The organism is Curtobacterium sp. MCBD17_040 (assembly GCF_003234805.2).
Taxonomy (GTDB): Bacteria; Actinomycetota; Actinomycetes; order Actinomycetales; family Microbacteriaceae; genus Curtobacterium.
Map to the genome: position 1 here is coordinate 2,770,899 of NZ_CP126273.1, position 12,434 is coordinate 2,783,332.

Annotated in this window: 11 protein-coding genes; 3 read left to right on the forward strand and 8 right to left on the reverse strand. The window is 71.4% G+C overall.

Annotation, left to right across the window (positions count from 1 at the left end; translation table 11 throughout):
- Positions 1-218: 218 nt before the first annotated feature.
- Complete coding sequence (locus tag DEI94_RS12960; RefSeq protein WP_111026342.1) at positions 219-1,343, reverse strand: ATP-grasp domain-containing protein; 1,125 nt, start codon at positions 1,341-1,343, stop codon at positions 219-221.
- A gap of 9 nt (positions 1,344-1,352) precedes the next feature.
- Positions 1,353-2,300 carry a helix-turn-helix transcriptional regulator gene (locus DEI94_RS12965; RefSeq protein WP_111011204.1) on the reverse strand — a complete coding sequence of 316 codons (948 nt, stop codon included), beginning with the start codon at positions 2,298-2,300 and terminating at the stop codon, positions 1,353-1,355.
- A 115-nt stretch (positions 2,301-2,415) separates the two neighbouring features.
- Between DEI94_RS12965 and DEI94_RS12970 the strand changes: the two genes are divergently transcribed.
- On the forward strand, positions 2,416-3,156 hold the full coding sequence (locus DEI94_RS12970; RefSeq protein WP_111026341.1) for an SDR family oxidoreductase: 741 nt from the start codon (positions 2,416-2,418) through the stop codon (positions 3,154-3,156).
- A 173-nt stretch (positions 3,157-3,329) separates the two neighbouring features.
- Here DEI94_RS12970 and DEI94_RS12975 read toward each other — a convergent pair whose 3' ends face one another.
- The 5 genes from DEI94_RS12975 to rsmI form a co-directional block, all read right to left on the reverse strand.
- Entirely contained in the window at positions 3,330-3,776 is a 447-nt protein-coding gene (locus DEI94_RS12975; RefSeq protein ID WP_111026340.1) for a hypothetical protein, read from the reverse strand.
- 96 nt (positions 3,777-3,872) lie between these two features.
- Entirely contained in the window at positions 3,873-4,754 is an 882-nt protein-coding gene (rsmA, locus tag DEI94_RS12980) for a 16S rRNA (adenine(1518)-N(6)/adenine(1519)-N(6))-dimethyltransferase RsmA (protein ID WP_181434940.1), read from the reverse strand.
- Positions 4,751-5,680: a TatD family hydrolase gene (locus DEI94_RS12985; protein WP_111026339.1), complete on the reverse strand. Its 930-nt coding sequence runs from the start codon at positions 5,678-5,680 to the stop codon at positions 4,751-4,753. Before DEI94_RS12985 ends, rsmA begins: the two co-directional genes overlap by 4 nt.
- Positions 5,677-7,254, reverse strand: coding sequence for a methionine--tRNA ligase (metG, locus tag DEI94_RS12990; RefSeq protein ID WP_111011175.1), 1,578 nt, complete (start codon positions 7,252-7,254; stop codon positions 5,677-5,679). The genes DEI94_RS12985 and metG overlap by 4 nt, the downstream gene beginning before the upstream one ends.
- A 99-nt stretch (positions 7,255-7,353) precedes the next feature.
- The gene (rsmI, locus tag DEI94_RS12995; RefSeq protein ID WP_111026338.1) at positions 7,354-8,175 is read right to left on the reverse strand and encodes a 16S rRNA (cytidine(1402)-2'-O)-methyltransferase; all 822 of its coding nucleotides are present in this window, start codon (positions 8,173-8,175) and stop codon (positions 7,354-7,356) included.
- Positions 8,176-8,300: 125 nt separating this feature from the next.
- On the opposite strand from rsmI, the gene DEI94_RS13000 reads away from it, so the two are divergent.
- The gene (locus tag DEI94_RS13000; RefSeq protein WP_111026337.1) at positions 8,301-9,932 is read left to right on the forward strand and encodes a dolichyl-phosphate-mannose--protein mannosyltransferase; all 1,632 of its coding nucleotides are present in this window, start codon (positions 8,301-8,303) and stop codon (positions 9,930-9,932) included.
- A gap of 110 nt (positions 9,933-10,042) precedes the next feature.
- Here the strand turns inward: DEI94_RS13000 and DEI94_RS13005 are convergent, their stop codons facing one another.
- Positions 10,043-10,705, reverse strand: a complete 663-nt coding sequence (locus tag DEI94_RS13005) for a TetR/AcrR family transcriptional regulator (RefSeq protein ID WP_181435423.1) — start codon at positions 10,703-10,705, stop codon at positions 10,043-10,045.
- A 129-nt stretch (positions 10,706-10,834) separates the two neighbouring features.
- Here DEI94_RS13005 and DEI94_RS13010 point away from each other — a divergent pair, with 129 nt between their 5' ends.
- Positions 10,835-12,409, forward strand: a complete 1,575-nt coding sequence (locus tag DEI94_RS13010; RefSeq protein ID WP_111011172.1) for an MFS transporter — start codon at positions 10,835-10,837, stop codon at positions 12,407-12,409.
- The last annotated feature ends 25 nt before the right edge of the window (positions 12,410-12,434 follow it).

Genomic DNA, 12,434 nt, shown 5'->3' on the forward strand with positions numbered 1-12,434 from the left:
TGGTTCTTCCGGTTCGTTGGGGTGGGACGGTCGGGAGGCGCGGTGCCGGTCGGGCCGGCGCCGTGCCTCCCGGGGTGGTCGCGGGTCGCGGTGGTCGCGGGTCGCGGTGGTCGCGGGTCGCGGTGGTCGCGGTGGTCGCGGGTCGGAGCGGCCGAACCGGTGCCTTCCGTTCGAACACCGCGATGCGGCGGTGCGAACGGAAGGAGCCGGTGCGATGCTCAGACGGCGAGCAGGGCCTGCTCGCTCGCGAGGAGCGCGCCGAGGTAGCGCGCGATGCTGCGGGGCCCCGACACGGGGCTCGTCTCCTCGACCGCGGGGTTGTAGTTCGTGTTCGTGTTGATGTCGTAGACGACGGTCCGACCGTCGACGGTCTCCATGAACTCGATGCCGGCGACGCCGATGCGCTGGTCGGCCAGGAACGCCTCGAGCCGCTGGACGATCTCGGACCCGGCCGTGATCTCGGAGCGGATCGAGAACGCGCTCGGCTGGCCGGCCGTCGGCACGTCGCACGCCGCTCCCGCGAACGTCTGCTCGGGGCCGGTCTGCTCGGGGCCGGTCTGCTCGGTGCCGGTCTGCTCGGTGCCGGTCTGCGCCGTGCCCGTCTGCGCGGTGCCCGTCTGGGCGAGGTCGCTCTGCGGCTGCGCCGCCTGGCCGGGCAGCGGGACCTCGCACGCATCGGCCGGGCAGAGCTCGAACGATCCGGCGCTCGTGTCGACGCGGACGGCGTAGACGAACCGACCGCCGACGAACTCGACGCGGGTGATGAACGGCGCGCGCGCGACCAGGTACTCCTGGATGAGGGTGATGCCGTCGACCGGCTCCTCGAACTCCGGACTCTCGACGTACGCCGCGAACTCCGCGACCGTGTCGAACCGCCGGACGCCCAGGCCCTTGCCGCCCTGGTTGTGCTTCGTGATGAACGGCGCACCGGGAGTCGACGCCTCGGCGACGAAGCGCTCGGCGGCGGCGACGAGGTCGCGGTGACCGAACACCGCCGTCGTGCGCGGCACGTCGAACCCGGCGTTCCGGAGCAGGCCGTGCTGCGCGACCTTGCTGACCTCGAGCTCGAGCACGTGGCTGCCGTTGACGACCGAGCGGCCGGCACGCTCGAGCCAGCCGAGGACGGCGCGCGTGTACTCCTTGCTGTGCTCGTGCCCGCGGGTGTGGCTCGACGCGGACATGCGCGACCAGTAGACGCCCGGCGCAGGATCGGCGGCGAGGTCGATGGAGCCGTCCGTCAGCAGGAGCTCCTCGACCGGGACACCCTCGGCCTCGAACGCGGCGGCGAGCGGTGGGAACCACTCGGGGTTCTCGTGGATGACGTACACACGGGGAGTGCTCACCGCAACAGCCTAGGCACGGTCCCCTGCGCGCGCCACGCCGGTCGTCACAGAAGGCAACCGCGGAGGGGCTGACTGCCCCGTTGCCGTCCGGGCGGAGGTCTCGGTTCCCTCGGACGGGGTCGGGCCGAACCGCTGCTCGCCGAGCACGCCGAGCAGCGCCAGCCGGTCTGCCGCCTCGGTACCGGGCTCCGCGGTGAACACCAGGAGCGCCTGCGCCCGGTTCTCGGTGAGCAGCACCTGACAGTCGACCTCGAGTCGCCCGAGCTCCGGGTGCAGGAAGGTCTTGTGGTCCGTGAACCGCTCGGCGACCTCGTGTCGCTCCCACACCGCCACGAACTCCGGGCTCCGGGCGGTCAGCCCCGCGACGAGTTCCCGTGCACGGCGGTCACCCGGGCCGGCCGCACCCACCGCGGCCCGGAGCGAGGCGACCTGGATGCGCGCCTGCCGCTCGTGCTCCTCCGGGGCGTAGCGCTCGCGCTCCCGACCGAGGAACCACCGCCACACCTGGTACCGCTCGGGCCCCGGCAGCCCCACCGTCGCCCCGAGCAGCGCGACGGCCCGGCGGTTCTCGGCGAGTGTCTCCCCGAGGTCGCTCACGACGATCGCCGGATCCGCGTCGAGGCGGTCGAGCACCCGGAGCAACGGCGGCGCCACGTGATCGGCACGCCGCACGCGCACCGGGGCGTTGTGCCCGGCGAGGTGGAACAGGTGGTCCCGCTCCGCCACCGTCAGCCGCAAGGCCCGGGCGAGCGCCTGGAGCATCTGCTCGGACGGCTGCGGACCGCGTTGCTGCTCGAGCCGGGTGTAATAGTCCGTCGACATCCCGGCGAGCGCGGCCACGTCGTCACGCCGGAGGCCCGGCGTCCGGCGGCGCGGACCGGCACCGAGGCCGACGTCCTCGGGCTGGATGCGCTCCCGCCGGCGCCGGAGGAAGTCCGCGAGCCCGTCCCTGTCCACGCCGTCCCGTTCCACCCCGTGATCCTCGCACCCGCGCGCGCCCGCGACCAGGGATCGCCGATCCCCCGATCGACGCGCTCTGCCCCGCCGGCCCGGACTCCGCGATCGTCGGGGCATGGACATCACCACCAGCACCGTCTTCATCCCCGGCGCGACCTCGGGCATCGGCCTCGGGCTCGCACGACGCCTCGCCGACGCGGGCAGCACCGTGGTCGTCGGCGGTCGTCGCCGGGCCCTCCTCGAGGAGATCGCGGCGGACGATCCGCGCCTGGACACCGTCGTGCTCGACGTCGACGACCCCGACTCCATCACCGCGGCCGTGCGGACCGTCGTCGAGCGGCACCCCTCGCTCGACGCCGTCGTCACGATGTCGGGGATCATGCGCCCCGAGGACCTCCGTGATCCTGCGCACATCGCCGCTGCCGAGGCGACGATCACCACCAACCTGCTCGGCACGATCCGCCTGGTCGACGCCGTCCTGCCGCACCTGCTCACGCGGCCGGCCGCGACGCTCATGACCGTGTCGTCCGGGCTCGCGTTCACCCCGCTCGCCGCGACACCGACCTACAGCGCGACCAAGGCGGCCGTGCACTCGTACACGCTGTCGCTCCGGGCACAGCTCGCCGACTCCGGCGTCGAGGTGCTCGAGCTCGTGCCGCCGGCCGTCGCCACGGACCTGCTCGGCGGCGCCGACTTCGGCGGCATGCCCCTCGACGCGTTCCTCGACGAGGTCGTCGCCCTCCTCGCGGCCGGGGCCGGGGCGGAGGTCCTGGTCGAGAACGTCCTGCCCTTGCGCTGGGCGGAGCGGAACGGGAACCAGGCGGACCTCATCCGGGCCCTGGTCGCGGGCCACTGACCCCTGCCGGCACCTCTGCCCAGCGGAACCGCCTCGTTCGACGATCCCGCTGTCGTTCCCCGACAGGTTCGTCGCCACATGCACGCACATCAGATGCGGGTGCATGCGGCGACGATCCCGATGTCGTTCGACACGCGCTCCGTCGTCACATGCGCGCATCGACAGCGCTCGGGTCAGCGGCGCTTCTTCGCCGCCTTCGCCTTCTTGGCCGGCGTGACCTTGGTGTTCGGCGGGTACACCGCACCGCTCGACGAGCTCCAGTCGGTGAGGTTGTAGACGACCACCAGCGCGATGCCGCTGAGGAACCAGAAGCGACGCGCTCGACGGTCCTTGAGCACGCCGGTGATCAGCGGCAGCAGGACGTAGAGCAGCCCACTGTTCTTCTCGATCGCACCGTGTACCGCGAACGGGACGGCGGGGATCGCGGCGGACGGCTGATCGGTCACCGCGTTGAGGCCGCCCTGCACCAGCCCGAACAACCGGAACAGGCGACGAGCGCCCGGACGGAGGCCCAGCGCGCCCGGCAGGAACAGGTTCGCGGCCGTGAACCCGTAGTCGATGCGGCCGTGGAGTTCACGGCTGATGGGCTTGGCGGACACCTGCTGCTTCGTCTTCGGCATGGTTCCAGAGAACTCCTCGGCGGCTGGTGGTGCACCACATCGCCGTCGAGATCGGACCCGGTTCGTGGGTGGTGCCACGGAGGGATCGGCTGAGCCCTACGCGGCGGCGAGCACCGTGCGACCGAGGCGCGTGAAGTCGTCGACCGTGAGCTGCTCGCCGCGCAGCGTCGGCTCGATGTCCGCAGCGGTGAGGGCGTCGGAAGCTCCGGCACTCCCACCGAGGAGTGCGGACAAGCTCTGTCGGAGCATCTTCCGCCGCTGCTGGAACGCTGCGTCGACGAGGGCGAAGACCTGGGCCCGGAGCGTCTCGTCGCCCGGTTCCTCATGGCGCTCGAAGCCGACGAGCACACTGTCGACGTTCGGTACCGGCCAGAACACCTGCCGACTGACCTGCCCGGCGATGCGCCACGAGCCGTACCAGGCCGCCTTGACGCTCGGCGATCCGTAGACCTTCGACCCCGGGTCCGCGGCCAGCCGGTACCCGACCTCGGCCTGCACCATGACGAGCGCCCGACCGATGGTCGGGAACGTCGGCAGCAGGTGCAGGAGCACGGGAACGGAGACGTTGTACGGGAGGTTCGCCACGAGGTGCGTGGGCCGCGCGCCGTCCGGCAGGTCCCCGGCCCGGAGCGTCAGGGCGTCCTGGTGCACCACGCGGAGCCGGGCCTCGGGTTGGAGCATCCGGACCGTGTCGGGCAGCTGCGTCGCCAGGCGCCGATCGATCTCGACCGCGAGGACGTCGGCTCCGGTCTCGGTGAGGCCGAGCGTCAGCGACCCGAGCCCGGGACCGACCTCGAGGACGATCGCGTCGGCGTGCACACCACCGGCGGCCACGATCCGGCGGACGGTGTTGGCGTCGTGGACGAAGTTCTGGCCCAGCTTCTTGGTCGGTGTGACGTCGAGGCGGCCCGCGAGGTCGCGGATCTCGGCGGGGCCGAGCAACGCACCGGGACGCGACGGGCCGGGAGCCTCGCTCACTCGTTCACCGTGACGGGCTCGTGGTCCCACCGCCCGTACACGATCTCGGTGTTCGACGAGATCTGCGCCGCGAGCATCGAGGGGTCGGTCCCGATGGTCTCGGCCATCGAGCGGAGCGTCAGCGGCACGAGGTACGGCGCGTTCGGGCGACCGCGGTAGGGCACCGGGGTCAGGAACGGCGCGTCGGTCTCGATCAGGATCCGGTCGCGCGGGGCGACGCGGAGCGCCTCGCGCAGGGCCTCGGCGTTCTTGAACGTCACGGTGCCCGCGAAGGACATGTACCAACCCCGCTCGGCACAGAGCCGCGCGAGGTCCGGGCCACCGGAGAAGCAGTGGAATACGGTGCGCTCGGGCGCACCGACGCGGTCGAGCGTCGCGACGACGTCGTCGTGAGCGTCACGGTCGTGGATCTGGAGGGCCAGCCCGTGCCGCTTGGCGATCGCGATGTGTTCCTCGAACGAACGCACCTGGGCGTCGCGCCCCTCGGGACCCGTGCGGAAGAAGTCGAGCCCGGTCTCGCCGACGGCACGGACGCGGGTCAGGGCAGCGAGCGCGTCGATGCCCGCGAGGTGTTCGTCGAGGAGGCCCCGCTGCTCGAGTTCGGGCGCTTCGTTCGGGTGGAGCGCCACCGCCGCGAGGACGCGCGGTTCTCGGGCGGCGATCTCGGCGGACCAGCGGGAGGTCTCGAGGTCCGTGCCGACCTGCACGACCCCCCGGATCCCGACGCTCGAGGCGCGGTCGAGGTGCTCGCGGTACTCGATCGGCCCGTCCCCGCCGTCGCCGACCCCGTCCGCGATCTCCATGTGCGTGTGGTTGTCGTACACGGGCACGACGAGCGCCGGGGGCAGCGGCGGATAACTGAGGTCACGCTTCTGCCCGGCACCGTCGCTCCCCCGCGCGCGGACGTGGGCGTCGGACGAGCTCACGCTGCGCCCTGCTCCGAGGTCTCGATGCGCGGGAACAGCCCGGCCTCGAGCGGGACGACGCGCTCGGCGCCCGCCCACTCCCACGCGCGGTCGATGCGCTGATCGCTGATCGAACCGCCCGCTCCGATCGCAGCCCAGAGTCGATCGGCCGCCTTCGGAACCACGGGCGCGAGGAGGACTCCGACCGTCCCGAGGCCGCGCAGCGCCGTCGTGAGGACCGTGCCCAGACGCTCACGCTGGTCGGGCTGCTTCGCCAACGCCCAGGGCTCCTGCTCGGTGATGTAGCCGTTCAGCGCGTCGACGAGCTCCCAGACGGTGGCGATCGCCTCGTGCGGGGCGAACCCGGCGATCGCGGCGTCGGCTCGCTCGGTCACCGAGACCGCGAGCTCGTCGATCGCACGGTCGGCGTCCGTGAGCGCTGCCCGCTCGGGCACGACGCCGTCGTGGTACCGGCCCAGCATCGCGACGATGCGCGACGCCAGGTTCCCGAAGCCGTTCGCGAGCTCGGCCTGGTAGCGCGCCGCGATGTCCTCCCAGCTGAAGTTGCCGTCCTGCCCGAAGGTGATCGCGCGCAGGAAGTAGTACCGGAAGGCGTCCGACCCGAACGTGTCCGTGATCTCGGACGGGGCGATGCCGGTCAACTTGCTCTTCGACATCTTCTCGCCGCCGACGAGCAGCCACCCGTGGCCGAACACGCGCTTCGGCACCTCGAGCCCGGCGGCCATGAGCATCGCGGGCCAGATCACGGCGTGGAACCGGGCGATGTCCTTGCCCACCAGGTGCACGCTCGGCCACAGGCGGCGGAAGGCCTCGTCGTCGTCGCTGCCGTAGCCGAGCGCGGTGATGTAGTTGAGCAGGGCGTCGAACCAGACGTAGAGCACGTGGTCCGAGTCCCATGGGATCGTGATGCCCCAGTCGAAGCTCGACCGCGAGATCGAGAGGTCGCGCAGGCCCTGCTTGACGAACTGCACGATCTCGTTGCGGACGCTCTCGGGCTGGATGAACTCGGGGTTCGACGCGTAGAGGTCGAGCAGCGGCTGCTCGAAGTCCGACATGCGGAAGAAGTAGTTCCGCTCAGCGAGCACCTCGACCGGGATCGAGTGGATCGCGCAGACCTGCTGGCCCTCGTAGGCTCCGGTGCCGGGGACGAGGTCGCTCGGCTGCTTGTACTCCTCGCACCCCACGCAGTAGAAGCCCTCGAACTCGCCGGCGTAGATGTAGCCGTCGTCGTACAACTTCTGCAGGAACGTGGTGACCCCGCGCACGTGCCGGTCGTCCGTGGTGCGGATGAAGTCGTCGTTCCGGATGTCGACGGTGTCGAGCAGGGGCTTCCAGGCCTCGGCCACGAGACGGTCCGCCCACGCCTGCGGGGTGACGTCGTGCGAGGACGCCGTCCGCAGGATCTTCTGTCCGTGCTCGTCCGTGCCGGTCAGCAGCCAGGTGTCGTCGCCACGCTGCCGGTGCCACCGCGCCAGCACGTCCGCCGCGACCTCGGTGTACGCGTGCCCGATGTGCGGCACGTCGTTGACGTAGAAGATGGGCGTCGTGATGGAGAACGCGGTGCCGTCGGACATGCGGACCATCCTACGGGCGCGTCCCATCAGGTGACGGTGGCCCGGGACCCCTGTGGAGACCGGCGTGACCGGGCGCGGACGTGGAGGACGGGCCTCCCGTCAGCGGGCCGCGAGCGCGCCCTCGTAGAGGTCGCGGCGCGACAGTCCGGTGGCCTGCGCGACCGCCACCGATGCCTCTTTCATGCGGACGCCGGCGGCGACGCGCTCGAGGACCAACCGCACCCCCGCCTCCAGGTCGACCGGACCCTCCGCGGACGGAGCGCCGGCCACGACGACGCAGATCTCGCCACGGACACCGTCCGCCGCCCAGGCTGCGAGCTCACCGAGCGGCCCACGCCGGACCTCCTCGTGCAGCTTGGTGAGTTCGCGGCAGACGGCAGCGGGGCGGTCGGCACCGAACGCGTCGGCCATGTCGGCGAGGGTGTCCGCGACGCGGTGGGGTGACTCGAAGAAGACGAGCGTGCGCGGTTCCCCGGCGAGCGCGGCGAACACGCGACGCCGTTCACCCTGCTTGCGGGTCGGGAAGCCCTCGAAGGCGAACCGGTCGGTGGGCAGCCCGGACACGGCGAGCGCGGTGAGCACGGCGCTGGGCCCGGGGATCGCGGTGACGGTCACGCCGGCGGCCGCCGCCGCGGCGACGAGGGGGAACCCGGGATCGCTGATCGCCGGCATGCCGGCGTCGGTCAGGACGACCACGTCGTCGTCGCGGGCGAGGTCCACGACCTCCGCGGCACGGTCCCGCTCGTTGTGCTCGTGCAGGGCGATGAGGCGCGGCCGGTTCTCGACACCGAGGGCGCGCATCAGGTGGACGGCGGTCCTCGTGTCCTCGGCAGCCACGACCGAGGCGTTGGCGAGGGCCTCGATCAAGCGCCGGGAGGCGTCGCCGAGGTTGCCGATGGGAGTCGCCGCGAGCACGATCACCGGTCCATCATCCCGCCCGGGCGGGCGACCGCTCGCCACCCGCCTCGTCCTCCACAGGCCGCTCCTGTCCACCGTCACAGGATCCGGACCCGGGAGGCCCGATGCCGCTTCCCTAGGATGCTGGGGTGACGACGGACCTGGCCGAACGCGGCTCCCCGCGCGACCTCGATCGTCCCCGCGGGTCACGACTCGACGACTGGTGGGCACGCGTGCTCACCACGTCGACGCGGGTCGCGATCTGGCGATGGACGGGTCCGCTCGCTGTGACGCTGCTCGCCGCGGTCCTGCGCCTCTGGGACATCGGCCGACCGGACAGCCTGGTCTTCGACGAGACCTACTACGTCAAGGACGCCTGGTCCATCGTCCACCTCGGGTACGAGGGCTCGTGGCCGGCGGACGTGGGCAACGACGGCCCCACGACGGACCAGCGGTTCGCGGGCGGCGCCACCGGCATCTACACCGACGTCGCGGAGTTCATCGCACACCCGCCGCTCGGCAAGTACCTCATCGGGCTCGGCGAGCTCCTGTTCGGCGGGGCGAACGCGGTCGGATGGCGCATCACGGTCGCGGCCGTGGGGATCGCGACGGTGTTCCTCGTCGCCGTCATCGCCCGGTCCCTGTTCCGGTCGACCCTCGTCGGCACCCTCGCCGGGTTCCTCATGGCGATCGACGGCCAGGCGATCGTGATGTCCCGTGTCTCCCTGCTCGACGGCATCGTCGGCTTCTTCGCCCTGCTCGGGTTCGGGGCGCTCCTGCTCGACCGCCGGTGGACGGAACAGCGGCTCGATCGATGGCTGACGCGCCGCGAGGACGCGGGGCGGAGCACCCTCTGGGGGCCGTCACTGTGGTTCCGGCCCTGGTTGTTCGCCATGGGACTCGCCTGTGGCCTGGCGACCGCGACGAAGTGGTCGGGCATGTACTTCCTGGCGTTCTTCGCCGTGTACAGCGTGCTGACCGACATGATGATGCGGCGTCGCGCGGGAATCGAGTTCTGGAGCAGCAGCGCGGTCCTCCGGCAGGGACCGGTCACGTTCCTGCTGACCGTCCCGGTCGCGGCCGTCGTCTACCTGGCGTCGTGGAGCGGTTGGTTCCTCACGCGGAGCGGGTACGACCGGACCTGGATCCAGAACGGCGGGCACCGCTGGACCGGTCTGCTCGCGTGGGTCCCCACCAGCGTGCAGAACTGGTGGCACTACCAGACCGAGATCTACGGCTTCAACATCACCCTGCACACGCCGCACGCCTACGCGGCGAACCCGTTCACGTGGCTGCTCATGGTGCGCCCGACGAGCATGTACTACCAGGGCACGGACCTCGGGCAGGACGGCTGCACGTCGGAGCGGTGCGGAGCCGCGATCACCGACATCGCGAACCCGTTCATCTGGTACGCGGCGGTCATCGCGGCCGTGGTGCTGCTCGTGCTGTTCGTGCGTCGGCGGGACTGGCGGGCCGGGTACGTGCTGCTCGGGGTGGCTGCCGGGTACCTGCCGTGGCTCCTGTACGCCGGGCGCACGGTGTTCCAGTTCTACACGATCGCCTTCGAGCCCTACCTCGTCATCGGACTGGCCGCCGTGCTGGCGATGCTCCTCGGGTCACGGGACGATCCCCGGCCGAGGCGGACCCGGGCGATCGTCTGGGTGATCGTGTACTTCGCCGTGGCGAGCGCGGCCACCGCGTACTGGTACCCGATGTGGACGGCGATGCAGACCTCGTGGGACTTCGTCCGGTCGCACTACTGGTTCTCGTCCTGGCTCTGAGCGGTCGGTGGCCCTGAGCAGTCGGGGGGGCCCTGAGCGGTCGGGGAGGGCTGAGCGGTCGGGGGGCTGAGCGGTCAGGTGGCCCTACGCGGTCAGGTGGCACTGAGCGGTCAGGCCGGAGCCGCGTTCAGCGCGAGCTCGAGCTCCTGACGCTCGAGGGGGCGCCCGCGCAGCGGCGACTCGACGGCGGGCGGGCAGACCCCGTCGATGAGCATCTGCCCGTACCGGCGCCAGAGGTCCGGGTCGCACGCGCGGGTGCGGTCGGCCACGGCACCCACCATGACGACGAGCATCGGCACGTCACGCGCCTGGAAGCCCTCTCGCAGCGCGCCCTCGCGGTGGGCGCGATCCACGAGCGCGGTCATCTCCGCGTCGATCCGGTCCCGGTCCCGTCGCAGCGCGGGCGACGCGGGGTGGGCCCGGACGATCACATCGGCCAGTGCCCGGTCGCTCGCGCGTAACTCGAGCGCGCCGAGCAGGTACGCGCGCATCGCCTCGCGTCCGGTGGGGCAGGCGGCGGCGCGCTCCACCAGCGCGGACAGGGTCTCGAACTTCGCCGACAGCAGGGCGTCCACGAGGGCGTGCTTGTCGGGGAACCGTCGGTAGACCGTGCCGACGCCCACGCCCGCCTCGTGCGCGACGTCGTTGAGCGTCACGCTGATCCCTCGTTCGGCGAAGAGCCGTCGCGCGGTGGCCAGGATGCGCTCTCGGTTCCGCAGGGCATCCGCGCGGAGTGGTCGCGCCTCCCGGTCCGGATGGGACGTGGTGGGCATGTCGGGAACGTTAATCCCGAATTCTGGGAATAAGCGGATGCGGCGCATCCGTTTCGCTCTACACTGAGCGAGGCGTCCGACGGTGCGCGCCTCCACATCCACTGCATCCGAGTGACGGAGGACGCCATCATGACGTCAGAACAGACGGCGACGACGCCGACCGGGGCGGTGCCCACGAGCACCGCGGGTGCGGCGCGCCGCACCGAGGGCGGGGTCCGCAACCCCTCCCCCATCGACAAGAAGGACCACCGCTGGATCGTCCTGACGGTGATCGGCATCGCGCAGATCATGGTCGTGCTCGACGCGACCATCGTGAACATCGCCCTGCCGTCCGCGCAGCAGGACCTCGGCTTCGGCACCGACCAGCGCCAGTGGGTCGTCACGGCCTACTCGCTCGCGTTCGGCTCCCTGCTCCTGCTCGGCGGGCGACTCGCGGACCTCTTCGGCCGGAAGAACACGTTCATCATCGGGCTCATCGGGTTCGCCCTCGCCTCGATGCTCGGCGGCCTCGCGGGCACGTTCGGGCTGCTCGTGGCCGCCCGCGCGCTCCAGGGCGTCTTCGGCGCACTGCTCGCACCCGCGGCCCTGTCGCTGCTCACGACGACGTTCACCGACATGAAGGAACGTGCGCGCGCCTTCGGCATCTTCGGCGCGATCGCCGGATCGGGTGCCGCGATCGGTCTGCTCCTGGGCGGCGTCCTCACCGAGTACGCCTCGTGGCGCTGGTGCCTCTACGTCAACCTCGTGATCGCGGCGTTCGCGTTCGTCGGCGCGTTGCTGTTCATCCCGCGTCCGGTCGCCGCACCGCGGCCCCGCATCGACTACCTCGGGGTCGTCACGATCACGGCCGGCCTGGTCGGCATCGTCTACGGGTTCTCGAACGCCGAGACCAACGGCTGGAACGACGGCCTGACCTACGTCTGCCTCGCCGCCGGCGTGGTCCTCATCGCGCTCTTCGTCCTCATCGAGACCCGTGTCGCACACCCGCTCATGCCGCTCCGCGTCGTGCTCGACCGTGATCGCGGCGGTTCGCTGCTCGCCATGGGCCTCGTCGCCATCGGCATGTTCGGCATCTTCCTGTTCCTGACGTACTACCTCGAGCAGACGCTCGGGTTCTCGTCGCTCAAGACCGGCCTGGCGTTCCTGCCGATGCCGCTGTCGATCATGTTCAGCTCGACGATCCTCGGGACCCGCCTGCTCCCGCGCGTCGGGCCGAAGGTGCTCATCTTCATCGGTGGTCTGGTCGCGGCGGTCGGTCTGCTGCTCCTCACCCGGACGCAGCTCGACAGCGCGTACGCGCCCGTCGTGCTCCCGGGCCTCATCGTCATCGGTCTCGGCATGGGCCTGATCTTCTCGTCGGCGTTCTCCACCGCCACCTCGGGAGTCGCCCGACAGGACGCCGGCGTCGCCTCGGCGATGGTGAACACGATGCAGCAGATCGGCGGGTCGATCGGAACCGCGCTGCTGTCGACGATCTTCGCCGACGTCGTGCGCGACCAGCTCACCGGGACGAAGGGCAGCCAGCTCGACCAGGCCCGCGCGGCCCTCGACGGCTACCACACGGCGTTCTTCATCTCGTCGGGCGTGCTCGTCCTCGTGGCACTGGCGGGCGGTCTGATCATCAACCGGCAGCGGGTGCGCCTGGCCAAGCTGCAGGCGGCGTCGTCGGACATCACGGGTTCGATCCCGACCGCCGCGCACTGATCACACTCCCGGCGCTCGTCGCCGC